The sequence below is a fragment of the Pontibacillus salicampi genome (assembly GCF_042434395.1).
Classification (GTDB): Bacteria; Bacillota; Bacilli; order Bacillales; family BH030062; genus Pontibacillus; species Pontibacillus salicampi.
Genome location: NZ_JBHLTP010000013.1, coordinates 138,482 through 159,860, shown reverse-complemented (window position 1 = coordinate 159,860; position 21,379 = coordinate 138,482). Strand labels below are relative to the sequence as shown.

Sequence of the window (21,379 nt, the reverse complement as noted above, 5' to 3'; positions counted from 1 at the left end):
GTGACGATTTTATTACGAATGGATCTTCATGCAAGGAATTATTTACATGAGACTAATACAAAGGAAAGTACATGGAAAAACTCCTGCGCCAAATATGGCTCAGGAGCTCTTCTTGTGGATAAGCCTTACTAATTGTATTTCAGGCTCAGGAATGATGATTCCTGTAATATGAAAACCATGTTTTTGATACAGTTGAATTGCTGGCTCATTTTCCGCTCCTGTCGTTACTTCAAACATTTCAGTTTGAAGGTGAAGCACATGCTGTAGCAACGAAGACGCGATGCCTTGGTTAAAAAGAGCTGGATCCACTGCCAGACGAGTAATGACGACAGTATTGCAGACATGCTCGTACGCTATAAAGCCCACAAGAAAATCGGTATGAAGGAATCCGATAAAGGTCTCCTTACTGCTTTGAATATCCTCTACCGTATCGTTCATTGGGGGCAAGGTGCCCACCCCCATAAGAGCGGCCTCTATCGGATAGCTTCTTTGCTGTATAGCTACAATCTGTGACGCGAAGGATTGCTCTGCATGATCTAGCGTGCTGATCACGGAATTAACCAGCCAAGCACTCCAGCGGATTGTAAGAAGATGATAATGATAAAGATAGGTGCAACATACTTTACCATTCCAAGCCAGATGTTTCGTATGGCATTACTGTGCATATCGGTAGCTTCAAAAGCCTGTTCCTTTGTCCAATACCACCCGACGAATAAAGCAATTACAAGTCCACCTAGTGGTAAGAGAAGATCAGAGGCGACAAAGCTAATGGAATCCATAATATTCTTGTCTCCAATTGGGGTCACGCCAGCCCACATTCCCATTCCAAGGGATACGATTATTCCAATTACGAACATAATGGACCCTGTGAAGGCACTGGCAAATCCTCTGGACCAATTGAACTTACGCAGGAAGTAAGCGACCGGTACTTCCAGAATAGAAATCGCCGAGGATAGTGCAGCAATAGATAGCAGCAAGAAGAACACTAATCCAACAATATTTCCCACTGGCATCTCTGAAAAGATACCTGGAAGTGTAATAAATACAAGACTAGGTCCTGAACTTGGTGAAATTCCAAACGCATATACGGCAGGAAAAATCGCTACACCTGCCACAATGGCAAATACAGAATCCATTATACCTATGCCGACAGTGGCAGAAGGAAGTGATTCGTCTTTAGAAAGGTAGCTCCCATACGTCATCATACTGCCCATTCCTAAAGAAAGTGAGAAAAAAGCTTGTCCAAGAGCAGCTAAATAAACAGTCGGATCATTTAAAATACTCCAGTCGGGCTTAAATAAGAAGGTTAACCCTTTCTCAGCTCCGTCTAACGTTACGCTGAACAAAGCTAATCCTATTAACATAATAGCCAACGCTGGCATGAAGATTTTGTTCGCTTTCTCGATTCCTTTTTTCACACCGGTTAGGACCACTAATATAGTGAAGACCATGAAAAGGGCATGCCAAAACAATGGGGTATAGTTATTAGAAATCAAGGACCCAAATGTGGCTTCGTAGCCTCCTTCAGGTAGAGACCAAAAGGTGCCGTTGATATAATTCCATAAATAATATAAAGACCAGCCTGCCACGACACTGTAGAAGCCAAGAATTAAGAAGGCACTTGTTATACCCATAAAACCAGCCACAAACCAAGGTTTCTTCGGTGCGAGATTTTGATATGCTCCGACTACGTCTCCCTGGCCCTGACGTCCTATACTAAATTCTGCTAGCAATACCGGAATACCAATCAGCAGCACGAAGATGAGATACAGTATGAGAAATGCTCCTCCCCCATTTTCTCCTGCTACATAGGAAAAACGCCAAATGTTACCTAGACCTACAGCGGATCCCATAGCTGCAAGCATAAAGCCTATTTTCGAGGCCCACTTCTCTCTTGCCATACAATTTCCCCCTATCTCTATTTCAAATATGCATCAATATACCACAAATTCCTGAGCAATGATATGTATTATCTGAAATTTCAAATATTATACAGTTCCATTATCCTTTTCTATCGTAGAAATAGCTAGTAGAAAGTCCTTGGGTAGATGTCTGTTTATCACTAGGCTCAAATTGCATACAGGGTGTACCCGTCACCTTAAACACATATACAGATGGAAGCTCTTTCGTTTTAAACCCATAAGCCTTACAGCCTCTTGGAAAGGATGGGTTCCACGTTGTATGAAAATGCGCGCAGCGAAAGCAATTCACCTTCTTCATCTCTATCTCCCCCTCGTTGTATGAGATGCTTTTCCTGTATTATCGCAAGGATTAATCTGTTTGAATAGAGGAAATAAGGTCTTACGAAGTCTCTCTAACGATTGAATGCAAATAGTGGTGCCGTTGGATGACTGCCGTTCGTTACAAAATCACGTATAAGGGATGCAGCTATTGTGCAATATACTACGCCGTTTCCTCCATACCCTAACGCAAAGAAAGCTCTAGGAAATTCTGGTTGAGGTCCGATTAAGGGAAGTCCATCGTGTGTGCTGCCAAAGGTCGCACTCCAATAGTAAGGCGCATCCACTACTCCGATTTCCGGAAACATAGTGTCTATATCACGAACTAACCTATCTCTTTTACCTATTAACATCTTGTCTCTCATTTCGGCATCTACACTACGTTCATCATAGCCTCCCGCCATTATCCTCCCATCAACAGTCGTGCGCATATATAAATAAGGACGTGCCGTTTCCCATATGAGACATTCATTATACCAACCAGGCTTTTCCGTTATTGGGTTGGTTGCAATGGCAAATGTGCTTTCCAGGACAGCATTTGGATTTCGTTTTATTTGCTGTGTTTCATATCCTGTAGCAAATACAACAAAAGAGGCAGTAATGACGTAATCCCCCGCTACAACGACGTCTACCTTTGGTCCACGGTTTACATGATGCACCACTTCCGTATTCTCATATACACGCAACCCCTGCTTACTAGCTGCATTAATCAAACCCAGGGCGAGCTTGTATGGATTAATGTCCGCATCCTTTGTTGTATAGAGAGCAGCTGGTTTATGGAAGGAGAACCGTTCCCCGACCTCCCTTTCCTCCAAAAATGTAACAGGAAATCCGTATTTTACGAGGGTGTTGTATTCTTCTAACAAAGAAGCAGCGTCTTTTTGGCAAGAAGCGAAGTAAAGGCTGTCTCTTTGGCGAAAATCAGGTGTAATGGAACATTGATCTGCCAATTCTTCAATTTTACCGATACCTTCTTCACACATTTTATAAAAACGAACGGCTCTATCAATCCCAAACGAGTTTATACAGGAGGTTAGTGTTTTATCATTATTAAATTGAAGCAAACCTGTATTGGCACAGGTAGAGCCAGATCCTACTCTTCGCTTATCAACGACAATAGTATCTACCCCAGCCTGTATCAGCTCGTAGCTAATCATTGCCCCTGCTTCACCAGCACCAATTACTACAACATCACACGATGTATTCTCCCCTAGACAGGAGTAGCGCGGTGCCTCACGAATTGTTTCTGGCCAATATACCTTCCCACTCACAAGGTTCATCCTTCTCCCCACCTTACAAAAAGAACGGAAGCGCCAGGTACAATACAGAAGCAACAGCAACAGAGATTAGCGCTGGTTTCAGTTTAAATTTTGCATACCGTACCGCATTTAAATTCAAAATGCCTGCCGTCGTATTATTGTTATCACTCAAAGGAGACGAAAAAGCCCCAAATGTTCCGCTTGCGAATACCGCACCAATTACAATTGGCAGCGAGCTACCAGAGACGCTGGCAATTGAGACTCCTACAGGCATGAGAATTCCCCATGTCCCCCAGGAAGAACCGATAAAATAGGAGAGGCTGCAGCCTATTAAGAAAACGAGCACGGCTACAAAGGAAGCAGGAATCCATTGAAGAGAACTAGATATAGTGTCTGCAAAATTCAATGCCTCCGATCCTTTACTAAGACCCCATACCATGGCGAGCAGCAAAATGACGGTCATCATTTCATTCCCGCCAATCACTAGCTCATTCATTTGCCTGCGCAGAGCAAGTCCAGTTACCTTTAACCAGACAATAAACCAAGTGATAGAGATGACGACTGCAAGAACCATTGCATCCAACACACTGGAATTGATAAGTGCCTGCCATCCTGCTTTCCCTTCCTTTATCCCAAAAACGAACATAAGCACAAAGGTTAACACAATCACACTTGCCAAAGGCAGTATTAAATTCCACGGTTTAGCCGGCAGGTCTTTAGCTACTGACGGATGACAGTCCTCCCATTTGTCATCCTCTTCCTCTTTTCCCTGTTCAACGGAGGTATTTTCAGCGTCTACTGCTTGCTTCTTGCTCCGGTGAAAGAAGCTAAGATAAAAACCGATAAGGAGCATTGCAATGGCAAAGAAATTATAGGGGATACTTTGGATGAATAATGTATATCCATCTCCTTCTAGCTTCGTTTGAGAAAGAGACAGTTCAATTACAGATGACATATAACCTACAAAGGCTGTCGCGATTGGTATCAATACAATAAGGGGAGAAGCTGTTGTTTCAATAACAAAGCCAAGCTCTTGCCTGCTCATGGGAATCTTCTTCAGCATAGCCTTCATTACTGGCGCAATTGTAACAATACGAAAGCTCGGTGCGCTAAATGTGCCTAATGCTGAAATCCAGGTCAGCGTAAAGGCTCCTTTTTTTCCAGTGATTTTTTCGGTAGCCTTCTGAACGAACCCCTTAATACCACCAGATATGCGTACTAAACCAATCAGAGCCGCAAAGGCATATAGAAATATAATGATCTTAAGATTGCTTTCATCGGTCAAGCCTTGGATAACAAATTGTAACGCAGTAGTCATCCCTCCAAGGAAGGAAGGCTCGACTAAATAGCCCGCGACCATCACCCCAAAAAACAGACTAGGAATTACCTGTTTCGTGGAAATTGCGGCTATGACAACGACAATAAACGGAATTACTGATGTCCACTCCATATACAGACCCCACTTCTCTCAGTCTCCTCTTATCATCTCGAAAACCCTCTTGAAATATTCGCAGACCTCTCCCACTAGGTGGATGCTCAGAAAGATCAACTTACCTCAACACGTACCTCCATTAAAACGTAAAGAGGAAGAAACCCATATTTCGGTTTCTTCCTCTTACACTTAAAAGCCTATATGTATTCATTTATTGCCTTCATATACATCCATCGGGCTAGTTTCCATTCCGATTCTGTTAATGGCCTTAGCAATTGTGATTCGAATGCAGCAATAAATTCTTCAAAGCTCATCTCCATAAACAACTACCTCTTCTTTCAAGTATTCCGTGACCTTATAACTATATTATTTGCTTCTTTCCTTTCTTTGTCAATGATATAGAAAACGCTTTACCTACTGTTAACACAATGTTCATAAAGGAGACTGACGTGGAGCCTCCTTTTACAGTAAGTAGGGAATATAGACGATGGCCAGGATAAACAGCCAGATGATATCGACAAAGTGCCAATAATAGCCGAATATTGTTTGCTTTTGTTCATAGATGGAAGATGGAATACGATTGATTTGATAGGCTAGCAGCAGCATCCAGCCAATTCCAAACACAACGTGAGCTGCGTGTAGACCAACTAGAATATAGAAGGAGGACAAAAATACGTTGGTGGTTAATGTAAATCCTTCCGCATAATAGACCTGGAATTCATGTGATTCCATGATGAGGAACGCTGCTGCTAGTATGATCGTGGCAATTAGCCAGCCCCATAATTTACGTGTCTCCTCTCTCTTAAACGCTTTTTCGGCTAAGTGAATGGTTCCACTTGAAGATAATAGGAACACAGACGATATAATAACGGTTCTTGCCTCAAACACCTCTGAAGGTGTTGGATTAACACCCTGTCTTGAGAAAATGATATACGTCGCAAATAGAGTGGCAAACATGACCAGTTCCCCTAACAGGTACAACACAAATCCAAGCTTTTTATCTCCATAGATGGTGTGGTGGCTCTCATAAGCGGTCATGATTGTTCCTCCCTCGCTTTTTTGACGTGTTCATCCGTTAATGCTCTTGTCGCTAACAGCACTAGCACTCCTATTCCGAGTGTAATTTGGAGCCAGGTCACATGGTAAATAAAGGCTAACGAGAAGACTAGCATAAGGGCGCCGAACAAGGCTGGCTGCCAGCTAACTACATCTATTGGTGCTTCTCTCTCCGACTCTGCTTCAGGAAGCTTACCGCCTCTCTGTCGTTTCGCTTCATTTAATGGGTCTATTCGTACCACATATGGCATTGGCTGAAATGGATGCTCGGGTGCAGGTGAAGGTACCGCCCACTCCAGCGTACGACCGTCCCAAGGATCAGCTCCTACTTTTTCTGGATTACGGAAGCTCACAATAATGTTCCAAACAAAAGCCAGTGTACCAATCGCCATGAGAAAGGCACCAATCGTACTTAGAAAATTTAATGCGGTAATATTATCCGCCGCTTCGTACGTGTACACACGACGGGGCATACCATTTAACCCTGCAAAGTGCTGCGGGAAGAAGGTAATATGAAAGCCGATAAGAAATAGCCAGAAATGCCATTTCCCTAAGCTTTCTCTTAGCTTAATGCCAAACATCTTAGGGAACCAATAATAGATACCGGCGAATGCACCAAGTATCGTCCCTCCGATAATCACGTAGTGGAAGTGAGCCACCACAAAATAGGTGTCATGATACTGCATATCTGCTGCGGCCACAGAGAGCATAACTCCCGTGACGCCACCCATGACAAAGGTAGGGATAAACCCTAAGGAAAAGAGCATCGGGGTAGTAATCCAAATGAGCCCTTTTCGCATCGTAAAGAGCCAGTTAAATATCTTGATACCAGTTGGTACGGCAATAAGCATGGTTGTAACGGCAAAAAACGTATTTACTAGTGGGCCTAATCCAACCGTGAACATATGGTGAACCCACACCATAAAGCCTAACAGACCAATTATCGCCAGCGCTACTACCATCGAAGGATACCCGAATGTACGCTTCTTCGCGAAGGTAGAAATAACGTCTGAAAAGATACCAAAAGCGGGTAAAATAATGATATAAACCTCCGGGTGGCCAAATATCCAGAACAAGTGCTGCCAGTAAATCGGTGACCCTTCTGGGGCAGCAAAGAACGAGGTTCCAAATAACCGATCAAACATTAGTATATATAAAGCAATAGTCAAAACCGGAAATGCTATAAGGATTAAGAAAGATGTTATGAGCGTAGACCATGGGAACAGTGGCATTCTTGTCAAACTCATGCCCGGAGCACGATGACGAATAATAGTGACAATCATATTGATAGCAGCCATAATAGTTCCAATACCGGAAACTTGAATACCAAATACATAATAGTCATTGCCCGCTTCTGGAGTATATGTATCTATAGATAAGGGGGCGTAGGCTGTCCAACCTGCATTAGGGGAGGCTGTCATAAAGAAGCTCATATTAACCAGTAACGCTCCTGCAAGAAACAGCCAGAAACCAACAGCATTTAAATAAGGGAAGGCCATGTCTTGAGCACCTATTTGCAACGGCACAGCAACGTTCATTAGCCCAATAAGCAGCGGCATAGCAACGAAGAAGATCATGATGGTTCCGTGCGTAGTAAATGCTTCGTTGAATTTCTCCCCTTGAAACACCCAGAAATCACTTTCCGGAAGGGCAAGCTGGAGCCTTATTAACAACGCTTCTATTCCAGCACGCATGAAAAAAAGAGTAGCAGATAATAAATATAAAACGCCTATTTTTCGATGGTGGGTGGTGGTGACATATTCTCGAATTAACCCCCATTTTTTGGCGCGAGTTACTATTATAACTCCTATAATGGATGTAATTAGCAGCATAAACCACGCAAGAATAGTATCGGAAGCTGCGTAGAAATTTCTGCCGAACAGCTCTGCTATCATCTCTCCCCCTCCTTTACTCTAATGTTTGTTTCTTTTCCTCGAGCCATTGTTGAAATTCAGCTTGTGTTTTCACTTCAGTGGTAAATCTCATTTGAGCATGCTCCACCCCACAGAACTCGGCACATTTTCCTTGGTATGTTCCTGTTTGATCAGGTGTAACACGTAAACTACGGTCTTCCCCTGGGATGGCATCCTTTTTGCCACCTAAATTCGGTATCCAGAAGGAGTGAATAACATCCTTCGAATGGAGGTTAAATACGACGGGTCGGTCCTTTGGAAGAACAACCGAATCGATTGTCTGCACCCCATTCGGGTATTCAAACGTCCAGCTATAACGCTGTGCGGTTACGTCGATGGCAACTGCCTCGGGTGGGATGGCATTTGCATCAGAGGACACATCATATGTAATGCGGATCGTTGGAACCGCTAACACAATTAACAGCAATACAGGCAATACGGTCCAAATAATCTCTAATGTCTTATTGCCCTCTTCCTCGGGCGGTATGTAATCCTGATTATGCTCTGTCATTCTATATTTCAAAACAAAGCGAATGAACAGAATAAATACGACGATGAGAACTATCATCATCAAGATAAAGCTAAATACAATAAGGAACGACTGGTCTCTTGCAGTTTCACTAATAGGATCAAACACTCTCATATTACAGCCAGATAACAAGGTAACGAACAACGCCAAAACAGCACTCAGCCTTTTCATGCACTCCCTCATTTCTATTCTATGAAAATGGTCATCTGTTGGTATATTACCGAAAGCATAGAGGTTGAAACATGTCAGCAGGAAGGATTCTGGAAGTTCATTATTTACCAATTTACGAAAGGAATATTCCTTATTATAATATGGTATAGATTTTTACCAAGTTGAGGTGTGGCGATGATGCAATCTAATCAAACCTTCCATTATTATCAGCAGCAAATTCAAACCCATTCCCAACCTATTGCAGTGGATATGTATAAATTGTTAAGACAACGATTTTCGAAAGCATATCTCCCCGATACTCCTGAAGAGGAACAGCGTCTCCAGCAGGTATTACAAGAAATGGTAGAAAAGATAGCTAAACACTTTAACGGAACAGATGAGGACCTAAAGCAATTAAGTGAGTGGGGAGAGCATGTTGGGAATTCTGTATTAAAGCGACGAAACGAGCAGAGCTTGTCAGATTACCTTGCGAAGCTAAGTGTGTACAAGGAAGCATTGTGGAGGTTTATTGAACAGCAGGCAAAGCATTCTCTACAGGCAGAGACAACCTTTCTGTCCGTGTACACTCAAATAGATAATCTGTTTAACCATATAGTGTACGGATACAGCGAGGCGTTTCATAATGCCCAAGCAAAGGAAATGGAATCTTATGAAGAAAAGTACTTAAAGTTATCTACCCCTATTGTACCGATTATGGAGCATGTAGCAATCCTTCCTATTATTGGAGAGATGGATGAGAAGCGAGCTAACGTCCTTATAGACGAAACATTAAAAGAGGCGAACCAGCTGGACATTGATTGGCTAGTCATTGATATGTCCGGCGTCTACCATGTGGATGATCAGCTTCTGCATCACTTCCAGCGCCTGCTTGATTCTTTGAATATTATTGGGTTAACCCCAATTTTAACTGGAATGCGACCGGAGTTAAGCATGCGTGCCGTACAAGCTGGGATGAAAACCCCAAACAGTAACCAAGTGAAGACGATGCCAAATTTAAAGCAAGCTGTACAACTATTGAAAGACTATGCTAAGGACTAACCAGCCCAGTCCATTATCATATGCATAAAGAAAAGAGCCCCTTACCAAAACATGGTAAAGGGCTCTCTTTCTATTTTTCAGCTATTCTATAGCTACTAATTTACCCCAACGCTATCCCAGGCAGAGGCAATAGAGTTAGCAGTAGAACTGTCATACAAGTCATTCGCGGATTGAATAAGAGCTTCTCTTGCATCGGAGAAGTTACTATTTGGCGTTAAATAGTTAGTCAATGCGCGGTAATAGATTTCCTCCGCTTTAGATTGTCCGATTGACTGAATAGTGTTGTATGCGGCTTTATTTGGAATTCCGCTATTAATGTGCACACCGCCCCAGTCACCAGCTTCGGTGTTCGGAAGGTCTCTATAGTTATCCATATGGGCAGGCTGATTATACTGTGTCGGATTGGACATGCTGCGCAAAGCATCTCCACTTTGTCCAGGGGTGTACACATCTTCTCCCATGAGCCAATCCTCGTTATCTACGAAATAGCCAAACACGTCAGAAAATGATTCATTCAGTGCTCCTGGTTGGTTTTCATAGACTAATTGAGCAGAACTATCCGTTACAGCGTGTGTTAGTTCATGGGCTACAATATCATCAGCTCCAGATAGATAAGTAAACTGAGATCCATCTCCATCTCCATATATCATTTGATTCCCTGTCCATGCAGCGTTATTGTAATTAGAACCATAATGAACCGTCGACGTTATATCGGCCCCATTATCATCATAGCTGACACGACCAAAATTATCGTAGAAATAGTCATATACTTCTCCAGCATAATAGTGGGCATCAACAGCTGCTTTTTGACTTTCACTAATAAATTTGTTATCCGTGTCTGTTACGTAATCTCCAGGCAACGACCATTGTCCACCGTTATTATTATCATAGGTTTGGATGACCCCGCTCATGTTCTTCGTAGTATCGTAAAGGTAATAGGTATTATTGGAGCTGTACGTGTTCAAGGATTTCGTACCCCCAAGTACTCCTGTGCCAGAACCAGTTGCTGCTGCTTCCTTTACTTTATTGACAGCTTTTATTACCTGGCCGTCTTGTGCATTCACCCAAATATTCCAATTGGATGGAGTCGGCTCTGCAAATTGAAGCTGGACCTTGTATGCTAGCGTATATGCTCCATCTTCATGAAAAACAACTAGCTCAGAGGTTTCCGTTAGGTTATCTATGTGCCCGCCTTCTACTGATTCCTGCTTGATATCCGCTTCTTCTTTATCGACTTCTATATGGTTCCATGCTTTTCCTATGGCATCCTGACTATTGAGCTTTCTCTTCTCCTTTAACGTATCTGGTGCGTCAGCGTGAAACTCACCATTGACGGAGATCATTTCATCCTGTTTGTTGGTATGTACAATTACTTTGGATTGATCAATTGGCACCTGCTGAACAGTAGGCTGATAGACGTAATGCTTCATCCCAAGTTCGTCTTCCTTCACCTCTACCAGTTTAAGAGATGCGTCATTAAACGTTTCTTTATTCTGCTGGAAGAATTCCTTTACATCAGCTTCATTTCGGATATGCTTTTGAATAGCCTCTCCACTTTTCCCTTTAATGAAGGATGGTACCGCTTGGCCGCTTTCCTTCTGCCATGTTACCTCTGCGTTTGGCTTTAATTTGTAAGCTGGATCGTTCGCTGCGTCTGCTATTCCTGTTGTTGCAAATAACGTTGCCCCTATGGTTACTGCCCCTATTACGGATTTCCACTGTCTTTTCATATGTTACTCCCTCCCAATTCAAGTATGTCCTTCATGCTAGCAGACGTGGCACGCTATTGCTTTGGGAAAATGAGCATAGAAGAAAAGGATGGAAAAGGGTTAATTCGACAAAATTTGCGAAAAAGGGTCAGATAGGTCAGAACGGCAAAGGATAGCTAACAAAGAGCCAAGAAGTGTCTGGGAGGGGATAGACTCCTGTTTGATTAAACGTTTGATCAAATGGATAAATAAGGAACAAAAGTCGATAGAGGAAAAAGAAACAGGAAAAATGGCATTTCATTCATGCTGCTAATCTATTATTTTCTTATAACTTTGGAACGAATAAAAAAAGACATGCACCTATTGGGGTACATGTCTCTTCCTCCCTATTCTTTAGACCTTAATTGCTCCTCCAGCGCCTCAATCCGTGATTCCAAAACTTGATAATCTTCTTTTGTAACGAAACCAAGCTCTTGTATCATATTTCGGAAATAGCCTTCGGATTGATTCGTCCATTTCTCATTTTGCTTTTCCCCTTTTTCTTTAAAAGAGTTTAGCATTTCCTTTGCCTCTTTCGGAGTTACTTGCCCTTTATCTACTAGCTCATCTAGCATCCTTTGCGCTCTTTCCTTACCGCTCACTGCTGCTCCTAGACCAATGTAAAAACCTTTCTTCAATAAATCACTCACTTTTATTCCTCCTGTCTTCCGTTATGGATTGAATAGATCTGAAATGAACAACGGCAAAAAAGATAAGACCCACCATTCCTACCCCTCCAATGACCAGACTGGTTGAAAAGCCCCAATCTGGCAGCCTGCTGTATCCATATAGGGCGGTTCCGATACCCGCTGCTCCACTCAAAAAGGAAAGAAGGGCGTAAAATACGTAATATTGATGAAAAAGCCTATGCTGTTGCTGACGTTGGTCGAAGGCTCGCTGCTGTTCGCCATCTGTTAAATACTGATTAATGGATTTTGGAAGCGATAATAATGGCTTCGCCGCATCTTTTATTACCTCTGTATATAAAGATGCATCGGACTCGCCTCCTGACACCCAATCTTTAATAACAGGCTTACCCCATTTCATTAAATCAATACTTGGATAAATGGAGGTCAATACACCTATTACAATAGAGGACGCTCTCCCTAAAAAGGCGTAATCCGCTGGAAGCTGGATAGGCTGCTCTTTCACAAATTCCTGCAAATCATCCATAATTTGATTCATAACGTGCTGATCAAACTTCTCGAAGTCCCCCTGCAAATACATATCAGCTGTTTCTTTTAACAGCTTCTTCACTTTCTGCTTATTCGCATGTGGTAACAAGAAGTCCATATCCTGCAAAGCGTGAATTACCTGATCGTAATCATCTAGAATAAAGCCTTGAATCATAAGACGGATATAGCTTGCATCCTCTTTACTTATTTCCCCGACCATTCCGTAGTCAATCATAACTATCGTACCATCAGAGCGCAGCATCAGATTTCCCGCATGTGGATCTGCATGGAACATCCCATCGGTTACCAGCTGTTCTACAAAAAGGTCGAATACCCGCCTAGCGATTTGCTCCCGGTCTAGATTATGTTGTTGAATGAAGGTACTATCGGTAATTTTAACCCCATTAATCCACTCCATCACAAGTACACGTTTAGTGGAGAGTTCCTCGTCATAATCAGGGACATAAACCCCCTCAAATCCATCAAAGCGTTGCTTGAAATAAAGGGAATGCTTCAGCTCCTGTTCAAAATCCAGCTCTTTCCCCACCACTAGTACAAGCTCTCTGTATAGCTCACCAAGATCTGCTTTTTTCCCAATGGATGAGACGCGGGAAAGAATCCAGAATACAATACGCATTGCTTTAAAATCCGTATGAAAAATTTTATCTACACGATAGCGCTGCACTTTAATAGCGACTGTTCTACCATCCTTCAATGTTGCCTTGTACACTTCTCCAATGGAAGCAGAAGCCACAGGCTCACTGCTTATCTCCTCCACGTAGTGATACAGGTCCGTGTTCCAGTCTTCCTCTACTATTCTCTTGGATTTCTCAAAGGGAACCGATTCTACCCGATCCACTAAACCCTCCAGTTCCTTTAAGAAAACGGCTGGCAGAAGGTCTGCCCGAGTACTTAGAAATTGTCCTACCTTAATTAGCAATCCTTCTAACTGTAATGCCCTTCTTCGATACTCCTTTGCTTGCTTGACGAGCAGGGATTCCCATTTAGAACGATTTGATTCATCCCAAATACGATGCAGCTTGTGAAACCAAAATATTTGCCATAGAAATTTTACTGCCATAAATACAATAATGGTGATGCGATAAAGTGCTGTATATCTCAATGAAGATAATCCCCCTCTCGTACGTACCATATGTTATTTGTACCCGAAATTACAGCATACAATCCTATCGATTCTCTTGATTATCTATGGTTTCCCTTCTCTTAACAAAATGAGTTTGATACAGTTAATGAACAAATAGTATGGGAGGTAATGATGTGGATATTTTTCCGTTGACGTACGAGGAATTGCCTGAGGTATCACAGTGGTTAGCTCAAATGAACGATTACGACCATCATTTTGTAGCGTGGTTAGAAACGGAACAAGAAGCCATACATGAACAGCTCGCCCCGCTTCTAACATTAGATGAACGAATGGCCTGGGTCGCCAGACAAGACGGTGAAATCATTGGCTTTATTGGCCTGCTGCCCTTCTTTCAGCACCAATTTGCCCGTATGCTTGGCCCCTTTACATCGAGCAAAGATGCCGATATGGTCCTTGAGGAGTTATGGAATATTGTAATTCCTACCATTGAGGCCCACCTTCCCGCTGTAAAAATTGCCTTTTATAAACAGAATGAGAAGCTGACGCGATTTGCAGAAGCGAAGCAGTTCTATTGCTACAATATTGAGAAAACCTTGCTTATGCCTAAATCCACTTGGAAAGAAACCTCAGAGGACAACGCAGCAATCCAGTCCTATGTGGATAACGATTATGAAGGAGTGGAACAACTACACCCTTCTGCTGCTTTTTATTCTCTTGATGAAATGATTCATTTACAACGTTACCCTTTATTTCATTTATGGTGTTATAAGAAGGATGACGAGGTGCTTGGTTATATCTTCTTTGAACAAATCGAGGGGACCAATGAGGGAGATATTTGCTTTCTATTCGTCAAGGAGGATGAGCAGAATCAAGGTATTGGCGAGCAGCTTATTCAACATACCCTGCAACACGCCTTTACAACTTACGAATTAGACCTTGTCACCATTTCAGTACGCAATGCAAATCCTGGAGCCGAAAAACTATTCTCGCATATTGGTTTTCTAGAAGGACCAACGATTTATGCCTATGAAAAAATACTATCATAGTACAAAAGGCGCTTCTTTCTGAAGCGCTTTTTCTATTGTGAAGTCTATAACCCCCCACTTTCCCGTGCATCTATAATAATATTTCACTAACATTCCCCTTGGTATCTAATTTTTTACAAATATCGCTTTGCAATTGCGGAGAAATCGCTTACAATTATAAGTAAGAATATTCGATAAATAGGTACCCATAAGGGGTTACGGAGGTTCCTGAGCCCTTGTGAGGTTAACATTACGATAGCGTTATTTTCGTAACGCTGTTAGGTGTAATGTAAAAATTTCTTATGTTTGCGGGGGACAGTATGAGCACTTCTATCAAACAATCTATGATCGATTCATTTATGCAGATTCGTATAAATAATCGCGAATCAGAATACCTCCACCCTTCTTATTTACTAGAAAAACAACTACTCACTTCTGTTAGTGAAGGCGATGCAGATAAAGCGTTAACCATTTTAAAAAGCATGAACAAAGAATATCGCCCACAGTTAGCAGAAAAACCAATACGCTCACTAAAAAATTCTCTCATCTCCTCTTGTACACTTTTTACAAGAGCTGTTATTAAGGGTGGCGTTCAGCCAGAACAAGCCTTTCATTTACAAGATGCCTGCGTCCTGGAAATTGAACGGGTTCAAGATTATGAAACATTGGAACAGATGGAATATGAAATCTTAAGACATTTTGTTCATTTACTACATGAACAACAGCAGACTCCATACAGTAAAATCGTGAATCAAGCTATCGCTTATATCCATGAGCACATACTGAAGGATTTGACCCTGGATATGATTGCGGAAAACAGCTATGTCAGCCCAAGCTACCTCTCTCACCTATTTAAAAAAGAGGTCGGCGTTTCTATCGTTCAGTTCATTAATCAAAAACGGATTGATGAATCTAAGCACTTCCTGCTTCACACAAACAATTCCATATCAGAAATCGCTACTCTATTCTGCTTTTGCAATCAGAGCTATTTCACTTCCTTATTTAAGAAATATGTAGGGATTACCCCTAAAGAGTTCAGAGAACAGCATGCTTAACAGACTAGCAGATGGACTGATAAGGAAACACTCTAACGAAGAAATTGGTTGGAGTGTTTTTTTATTGTCCCTTCTTTTTGTACCTTGTTTCATTCCTTTTTTTACAGGATATATACTAATAAACGGATAATGGAGGGATTACATGAAGTCGCTTATAACAGCACTACAGCATAGAGTGGGATTAGGAACCGCCCCCCTTGGGAATATGTTCCGGGAGGTTCCGGAAGAAGAGGCTCAACAAACGATTCAAACCGCATGGGATGAAGGGGTTCGCTACTTTGATACTGCCCCTTTTTATGGAGCAGGTTTAGCAGAAATGCGTCTCGGTGATATGTTATCCAAATATAATCGAGATGAATACGTTCTAAGTAGTAAGGTAGGCCGTTATGTAACGGATGAAAAAGTGGAAAAAGAAGGCCTGTTTCAATACGCTCGAAACAACAGAGTGATAACCGATTACACAGAAGATGCGACGAAACGATCCATTGAACAAAGTTTGGAGCGTTTAAAAACCGACCGATTAGATTTTGTTTTTGTGCACGATGTGTCTCCAGACTTTCATGGTGATAGCTGGGTTGAAAAATTTGATGAAGCTAGAAAGGGAGCCTTTCAAGTATTGACCCGCCTTCGTGAAGAAGGTGTTATTCGTTCTTGGGGACTGGGTGTTAATACAACGGAACCAATTGAAATAGCCATGGAGCTCGAGGAAACGCAGCCAGATATATGTCTGTCGGCTACTCAATACACGCTACTGCAGCATGAAAAAGCCTTACAGCGCATGATGGACACAGCAGAGCAAAAAAATGTAGATATAGTAGTGGGAAGTCCGTACAATTCAGGCGCACTACTTGGAGGAGAGTATTTTAATTACGCAAAGGCAAAAGCTTCTATTAAGGAAACAGTTAAACAATTAAATGACATTGGCCAACGCTATGATGTCCCATTAAAAGCAGCTGCTTTGCAATTCTCAACCGCTCACCCAGCCGTCAGCTCCATCATCCCTGGATCAACAAGACCAGACCGAATTATAGAGGATATAGAGATGATTCAAAGAGAAATCCCTAAAGAATTTTGGGAAGAGTTAGTAGAAAAAGGATTCATCTCCCCTAACGCCCCATTACCATATCAGCCTCTATAACACATGGCTATAATAATGATGAACATGTAGATGTTTGTTATCGCATATATGGGAGATAGTGGAAGGTATGGAAATGGGGCCGATTCGTGTATCAGGGAGGGGACCAACCATATCTCCACCCCCACATAGAAGCGTTACTTAAATTCACTTCCGATAGGAAGAATATATTAATGCATTAGAAGCACGGTTTTTATCGTTTTAGCAAAATGGTAGATTAAAAGGTAATCTCCCAATATTCCCTATCATCTAGCACAAGGTCATAAGGTTCTTGTAGGTCATTCCAGTTCACTTTGCGTTGTATCAACCGTTCCGAGTCTTCTTTCCCGCTTACACAAGTGAAATATTGTAGCGTGCCACTTGCTTTCATAGCCTCAGTTATATAGGAATAAAGTAATTCTAGACATTTCTCCTCTTCCCTAGTTCCTTTTATACAGGATTTCAAAGGTATGTCGTTAGCAGCTGCGGCCACTTGGTAGTTATATGTGAAGTGGGGGCTATAAGTAAATTTTCGTTTTATAATGCTATCGTAATTATTCTCAAAATATAAATGTGTGTAGTCAAACTCACTGTTAAACACATTTGGGGTTTCAGCTGAAATAGGAGTATGACCAAAGCACCCTTGAGGAAGTTTTACAGGCGAGGCAATATATATATATTGTGTCACGTCTTTTCCACCCATCGTTTACATTTTGTATAATTATTCTCCATTTCTAGTGTACTTTCCTTCTGAATACAAATGGGGCGGCAAACCTGAATGCGTCAGGTTTGCCACCCTTTTAGAATCTCTTCCATCTATTATGTCATCTTCCCATAACAGGTTTCCACAAGGTGAAGGAACGCTTCATCCTCTACTTCAGATATCTCTTGAAATGCTTTTCGAACACCTTGCTCTTGTATAGATGTTTGTAATGCGACAGCTTCTGGATCATTCTCGTTTTTATAAAGGAGCGCCGCTGCAATAACCTCTGCCAGATGCTTCGGTTCTTCCCTGAAAAGGTGTGAGTATGCTAAAGCAGGACGAACTAGGCGATCGTTGGGTCCAAGCTTTCGTTTTGGAGCTCTTGCCACACGAGTCACATCATCTGATAAATCAGGATTTAAGTAGCGCTCAATGATCGTATTAATGTAAGCTTGATGTTCTTCCCGCCCAAAGTTATACTTCTCTATCAGCACCTCACCAGTTTCTTGTAAGGTAGAACGGACCTTCTCTTTGACTTCAGGGTTATCCATAGCTTGTTTAATTGTTTTATGATCGTAATAGCTTCCAAGGTAAGCTGCGGCAGCGTGACCTGTATTAACAGTAAATAGCTTCCGCTCTATATATGGAGTAAGTTCTTCTACATATTTAATGCCAGCTACATCTGGACGATCTCCTTTAATACGGGAGGTTTCCACTACCCATTCATAATAAGGCTCCACCTTCACTGTAAGAGGATTCTCGTTATGCTGCTCTGGAACAATTCGATCGACTGCTGCATTAGGGAAGCCAAAGGTTTGATCCACCTCTGCCCTTAGTGACTCTTCTACATTCTCTAAGACACTTTCCCGAAGAGCTTCACTGCCGCCAATCATATTCTCACACGCGATAATATTAATAGGAGATGCATTCGTTTGTACGCGCTTCTCTAAGCCTTCAGCTACTGTCTTCGCTATTATAGGTAAGATCTGTGGTCCAACTGCCGTTGTAATAACATCTGCTTTTTGGATGGCTTCTTTTACTGCTTCCGGCTGCGTTCTGCTGTTCAATCCCGCAATATTAGTTACCACTTTTTCCTCTTTTTGACCTGCTAGCTCAATCGTGTAGGCTCCTTGTTCATTGATGCCATTGATCAGTGTCTCGTTCACATCAACAAACACTGTTTCATATCCAGCATCGTACAATAAGGAACCAATAAACCCACGGCCAATGTTCCCCGCTCCGAAATGCACTGCAATCATTTAGTTCACCTCACTAAACATCTCAATGACTTCTTCTTTTGTATTGGCGCCAATAATTTTATCAATATTCTCTTCCTCAGAGCATACAATTGCAATTTGGGATAAAATTTCTAAATGCTCATTCCCTTTTCCGGCAATTCCAATCAGTAGTTTCACGATATTGCCGCCTCCAAAATCTACCCCTTCCGGTACTGTCACCACAGTAATACCTGTTTCATGAACGGAATGCTTTGCCTCTTCTGTGCCATGTGGAATTGCAACATAGTTCCCCATAAAGGTAGAGGTAATCTCTTCACGCTTTAACATTTCCTCTACGTAATTCTTATCCACATAGCCCTGCTCGTTTAGAATCCCACCAACATAACGGATTGCTTCTTCTTTCCCGGACAAGCTTTTGTTCAACATAATGTTTTCAGGCTTTAAAATATCGTTAGACATTGTAATTACTCCTTTATAATTTCGTTTTATAAAATTCATAAATGCGATTGGACACAGTCTGAATTATCTTTGGTTCATTCCTAGACTCGAGCGTTCTCGTAAACTCTTCTTCCTCCACAATGGTAGAGCTAATAAAACTTAGAATTTCTAACCCTTCTTTGTGTAAAGAAACTGGGGCAATCATCAGCAGGACCGTTTCTACATCCATCGGTTCTCCCCCCATGTCTTTAATGGGAAGTGGTGTCTCTAAAATATGAATTGTAAAAGCTGGGGCAGATACTGCCTCACTTCTTGTATGATAGAGTGCCAAAGAAGTACCTGGCACACCTAGCCCTCCTACTGCTTCTCGTTCCACCAAATTCCCCAGCACTTTGTCTGGATTACTAATAATCCCATACTCCTTAACCCCTGTAATAGCTTTGCTTAAAGCCTCTTCCATGGAGCTTGCGTGAACGCGCTCCACACTAACGTACTCTAACAGCTGACTTGCCGTTTCGGCATAGCGTTGTCCGGCTTGAATAGATTGTTTAAGGCTTTCCATATCCTTCTCCTCTAACAACCTCTCTTGCTCTTGTTTAGGTGCACGGCGGACAAGACTTGTCACTTGAATCCGGCGTATCGCATGCTCTAGTTTGTGGATATCCTTCTCCCGCAGAATAGGACTTACTTGTACATAGTCCTCGTCTCCGTCCAAGGTCAGTGTGGAAATAATCAAGTCGTAATCCTCTCTGTCAATATGCGGCAAATCAAACAACGAGCGATGATCTACACTATCAATTTCTTTAAATTGTTTATTTAATTTCGCAGCTAAAATCTTCGCTGTCCCTACCCCACTTGAACACACCACTAAGACACGTAATCCTTCTATATCCTCCAGATTTAATAAGCTGGAAGCAAAGTGCATAACAACGAAGGCTGTTTCCTCTTTTGGAAACCTGAACTGTGGAAATACCTCTGTCAATTCTTCCCCGACTATTTGGAATAATTCCGGGAAATCTTCTTTCATTTGATTAGCAAGAGCATTCTCAATCTTCATATTATGTTGTAATCGATGAACACTCGGCTTTAAATGCAGTACTAAATCATTGAGAAGTCGTTCGAATTGATTTAAGTCGATATCCAATCGCTTTGATACTCTGGAAATTAACTGTTTCGCCTTAAAGGCAATACTCATGTTTGCATCTTCCAGCAGTGGGTCAAGGGTATATCTTGCTTTGGCACCCATAAGGTGCATAGATGTATATCCAATCTCTTCATCTGGAATAGCAATGTGAAAGATATCAGACAGGTTCTGAATCAGCTCTTCCGCAAATGAATATTCCTTGGTCATCTGAAGTCGACTCAATTGGTTTTCTTCCATTTGAATCGTTTCCTCTTTCTGAATACGTTCAATTGCGAGAGCTAAATGAACTACAAGCCCTATATAGGCGCTGTCTGCTAATTGATAGGGTAATGCTTGAATTGAATGGTTGACCTGTTGCTCAATGAGCATCAGCTTCTCTTTATTCACGAGCTCTAATAACTGTTCTGAGATGGAATTCACTAAGTTTTGAGGCGAATCCTGAATGTTCTGACGCAATAAAGTGAAGAAATCATGCTCGTCCATGTTCTGCATAATTAAATAACTAATGGCTTGGCGAATACTGGACTCGCTACCTTCTATCTCAACACCGTATCCTCGCTTTCGAATAAGGGAAATCTCAAACTCAGACAAACTAGCCTCAATCTTATCTAAGTCATGGCTAATGGTGGCTACAGTCACTCCTAGTTCATTCCCTAGTGCAATGAGCTTGATGGGAGACCTTGCTTCTAACAGCTTCGATATAATGAGAACCTGACGCTCTTCTGGAGTGTAATCTAACGGCTGTTGTTGATTTAGCGTTAAGCGAAGTTGTTTCAAGGAGGCATTTGATCCTTCCAAGTACAGGTTGCCTTCAGCACTCTTTTCAACCGTAATCTCAAATCCGCTTAGAATATCCTCTATCCCCTTTATATCACGATGTACAGTTCGCGTACTGACATCTAATTCCTTTGCCAGTTCCTTGATCGTTAAATCTGCCTGTTTCGTGAACAGCAGTTCTAACATTTTTCTCTCTCGACCTGTAACAAACATCTCCTT

The 21,379-nt window shown here is 41.9% G+C and carries 20 protein-coding genes; 4 read left to right on the top strand and 16 right to left on the bottom strand.

All coding sequences use genetic code 11. The features are described from left to right. Positions 1-99 precede the first annotated feature (99 nt). The 9 genes from ACFFGV_RS16385 to coxB form a co-directional block, all read right to left on the bottom strand. Positions 100-552, bottom strand: a complete 453-nt coding sequence (locus ACFFGV_RS16385; RefSeq protein ID WP_377350107.1) for a GNAT family N-acetyltransferase — start codon at positions 550-552, stop codon at positions 100-102. Beyond that, positions 549-1,901: a sodium-dependent transporter gene (locus tag ACFFGV_RS16380; RefSeq protein WP_377350102.1), complete on the bottom strand. Its 1,353-nt coding sequence runs from the start codon at positions 1,899-1,901 to the stop codon at positions 549-551. Before ACFFGV_RS16380 ends, ACFFGV_RS16385 begins: the two co-directional genes overlap by 4 nt. Before the next feature lie 100 nt (positions 1,902-2,001). Then, the gene (locus tag ACFFGV_RS16375) at positions 2,002-2,220 is read right to left on the bottom strand and encodes a hypothetical protein (RefSeq protein WP_377350100.1); all 219 of its coding nucleotides are present in this window, start codon (positions 2,218-2,220) and stop codon (positions 2,002-2,004) included. Between the two features lie 94 nt (positions 2,221-2,314). Further along, complete coding sequence (locus ACFFGV_RS16370) at positions 2,315-3,520, bottom strand: NAD(P)/FAD-dependent oxidoreductase (RefSeq protein WP_377350097.1); 1,206 nt, start codon at positions 3,518-3,520, stop codon at positions 2,315-2,317. Positions 3,521-3,533: 13 nt separating this feature from the next. Beyond that, positions 3,534-4,949: a Na+/H+ antiporter NhaC family protein gene (locus ACFFGV_RS16365; RefSeq protein WP_377350095.1), complete on the bottom strand. Its 1,416-nt coding sequence runs from the start codon at positions 4,947-4,949 to the stop codon at positions 3,534-3,536. 179 nt (positions 4,950-5,128) lie between these two features. After that, positions 5,129-5,251 (bottom strand): hypothetical protein, encoded by a 123-nt coding sequence (locus ACFFGV_RS16360; RefSeq protein ID WP_377350091.1) that lies wholly within the window; start codon positions 5,249-5,251, stop codon positions 5,129-5,131. 142 nt (positions 5,252-5,393) lie between these two features. Then, a complete protein-coding gene (locus tag ACFFGV_RS16355) occupies positions 5,394-5,969 on the bottom strand; it encodes a cytochrome c oxidase subunit 3 (protein WP_377350089.1) in 576 nt (191 codons plus the stop codon). Further along, entirely contained in the window at positions 5,966-7,882 is a 1,917-nt protein-coding gene (gene ctaD / locus ACFFGV_RS16350; protein WP_377350087.1) for a cytochrome c oxidase subunit I, read from the bottom strand. Before ctaD ends, ACFFGV_RS16355 begins: the two co-directional genes overlap by 4 nt. 13 nt (positions 7,883-7,895) lie before the next feature. After that, positions 7,896-8,600, bottom strand: coding sequence for a cytochrome c oxidase subunit II (coxB, locus tag ACFFGV_RS16345; protein ID WP_377350083.1), 705 nt, complete (start codon positions 8,598-8,600; stop codon positions 7,896-7,898). A gap of 174 nt (positions 8,601-8,774) precedes the next feature. Here coxB and ACFFGV_RS16340 point away from each other — a divergent pair, with 174 nt between their 5' ends. Next, positions 8,775-9,638: an STAS domain-containing protein gene (locus ACFFGV_RS16340; RefSeq protein ID WP_377350080.1), complete on the top strand. Its 864-nt coding sequence runs from the start codon at positions 8,775-8,777 to the stop codon at positions 9,636-9,638. 95 nt (positions 9,639-9,733) lie between these two features. On the opposite strand, the gene ACFFGV_RS16335 is transcribed toward ACFFGV_RS16340, so the two are convergent. From ACFFGV_RS16335 to ACFFGV_RS16325, 3 genes are all read right to left on the bottom strand, one after another. Beyond that, entirely contained in the window at positions 9,734-11,368 is a 1,635-nt protein-coding gene (locus ACFFGV_RS16335; RefSeq protein WP_377350078.1) for a M4 family metallopeptidase, read from the bottom strand. Between the two features lie 365 nt (positions 11,369-11,733). Next, positions 11,734-12,036 (bottom strand): phasin family protein, encoded by a 303-nt coding sequence (locus ACFFGV_RS16330; RefSeq protein WP_377350076.1) that lies wholly within the window; start codon positions 12,034-12,036, stop codon positions 11,734-11,736. Beyond that, on the bottom strand, positions 12,029-13,684 hold the full coding sequence (locus tag ACFFGV_RS16325; RefSeq protein WP_377350073.1) for an ABC1 kinase family protein: 1,656 nt from the start codon (positions 13,682-13,684) through the stop codon (positions 12,029-12,031). The genes ACFFGV_RS16330 and ACFFGV_RS16325 overlap by 8 nt, the downstream gene beginning before the upstream one ends. Positions 13,685-13,839: 155 nt before the next feature. Here ACFFGV_RS16325 and ACFFGV_RS16320 point away from each other — a divergent pair, with 155 nt between their 5' ends. From ACFFGV_RS16320 to ACFFGV_RS16310, 3 genes are all read left to right on the top strand, one after another. Next, the gene (locus ACFFGV_RS16320) at positions 13,840-14,712 is read left to right on the top strand and encodes a GNAT family N-acetyltransferase (protein WP_377350070.1); all 873 of its coding nucleotides are present in this window, start codon (positions 13,840-13,842) and stop codon (positions 14,710-14,712) included. A 299-nt stretch (positions 14,713-15,011) separates the two neighbouring features. Continuing rightward, on the top strand, positions 15,012-15,746 hold the full coding sequence (locus ACFFGV_RS16315) for an AraC family transcriptional regulator (RefSeq protein ID WP_377350068.1): 735 nt from the start codon (positions 15,012-15,014) through the stop codon (positions 15,744-15,746). A gap of 142 nt (positions 15,747-15,888) precedes the next feature. Then, positions 15,889-16,884 (top strand): aldo/keto reductase, encoded by a 996-nt coding sequence (locus tag ACFFGV_RS16310; protein WP_377350066.1) that lies wholly within the window; start codon positions 15,889-15,891, stop codon positions 16,882-16,884. A gap of 214 nt (positions 16,885-17,098) precedes the next feature. Here ACFFGV_RS16310 and ACFFGV_RS16305 read toward each other — a convergent pair whose 3' ends face one another. The 4 genes from ACFFGV_RS16305 to ACFFGV_RS16290 all read right to left on the bottom strand — a co-directional run bounded on the left by ACFFGV_RS16305 (position 17,099) and on the right by ACFFGV_RS16290 (position 21,373). After that, a complete protein-coding gene (locus tag ACFFGV_RS16305) occupies positions 17,099-17,548 on the bottom strand; it encodes a hypothetical protein (protein WP_377350064.1) in 450 nt (149 codons plus the stop codon). Positions 17,549-17,679: 131 nt separating this feature from the next. Next, positions 17,680-18,822, bottom strand: coding sequence for a mannitol-1-phosphate 5-dehydrogenase (locus ACFFGV_RS16300; RefSeq protein ID WP_377350062.1), 1,143 nt, complete (start codon positions 18,820-18,822; stop codon positions 17,680-17,682). After that, a complete protein-coding gene (locus tag ACFFGV_RS16295; RefSeq protein ID WP_377350060.1) occupies positions 18,823-19,260 on the bottom strand; it encodes a PTS mannitol transporter subunit IIA in 438 nt (145 codons plus the stop codon). Between the two features lie 13 nt (positions 19,261-19,273). Beyond that, the gene (locus tag ACFFGV_RS16290; protein ID WP_377350056.1) at positions 19,274-21,373 is read right to left on the bottom strand and encodes a BglG family transcription antiterminator; all 2,100 of its coding nucleotides are present in this window, start codon (positions 21,371-21,373) and stop codon (positions 19,274-19,276) included. Between the last annotated feature and the right edge of the window lie 6 nt (positions 21,374-21,379).

Coding starts and splice junctions, on each gene's coding strand:
- ACFFGV_RS16380 (WP_377350102.1), bottom strand. CDS start 1,901: ATGGCAAGAGAGAAGTGGGCCTCGAAAATAGGCTTTATGCTTGCAGCT.
- ACFFGV_RS16375 (WP_377350100.1), bottom strand. CDS start 2,220: ATGAAGAAGGTGAATTGCTTTCGCTGCGCGCATTTTCATACAACGTGG.
- ACFFGV_RS16370 (WP_377350097.1), bottom strand. CDS start 3,520: ATGAACCTTGTGAGTGGGAAGGTATATTGGCCAGAAACAATTCGTGAG.
- ACFFGV_RS16365 (WP_377350095.1), bottom strand. CDS start 4,949: ATGGAGTGGACATCAGTAATTCCGTTTATTGTCGTTGTCATAGCCGCA.
- ACFFGV_RS16360 (WP_377350091.1), bottom strand. CDS start 5,251: ATGGAGATGAGCTTTGAAGAATTTATTGCTGCATTCGAATCACAATTG.
- ACFFGV_RS16355 (WP_377350089.1), bottom strand. CDS start 5,969: ATGACCGCTTATGAGAGCCACCACACCATCTATGGAGATAAAAAGCTT.
- ctaD (WP_377350087.1), bottom strand. CDS start 7,882: ATGATAGCAGAGCTGTTCGGCAGAAATTTCTACGCAGCTTCCGATACT.
- coxB (WP_377350083.1), bottom strand. CDS start 8,600: ATGAAAAGGCTGAGTGCTGTTTTGGCGTTGTTCGTTACCTTGTTATCT.
- ACFFGV_RS16340 (WP_377350080.1), top strand. CDS start 8,775: ATGATGCAATCTAATCAAACCTTCCATTATTATCAGCAGCAAATTCAA.
- ACFFGV_RS16335 (WP_377350078.1), bottom strand. CDS start 11,368: ATGAAAAGACAGTGGAAATCCGTAATAGGGGCAGTAACCATAGGGGCA.
- ACFFGV_RS16315 (WP_377350068.1), top strand. CDS start 15,012: ATGAGCACTTCTATCAAACAATCTATGATCGATTCATTTATGCAGATT.
- ACFFGV_RS16310 (WP_377350066.1), top strand. CDS start 15,889: ATGAAGTCGCTTATAACAGCACTACAGCATAGAGTGGGATTAGGAACC.
- ACFFGV_RS16300 (WP_377350062.1), bottom strand. CDS start 18,822: ATGATTGCAGTGCATTTCGGAGCGGGGAACATTGGCCGTGGGTTTATT.
- ACFFGV_RS16295 (WP_377350060.1), bottom strand. CDS start 19,260: ATGTCTAACGATATTTTAAAGCCTGAAAACATTATGTTGAACAAAAGC.
- ACFFGV_RS16290 (WP_377350056.1), bottom strand. CDS start 21,373: ATGTTTGTTACAGGTCGAGAGAGAAAAATGTTAGAACTGCTGTTCACG.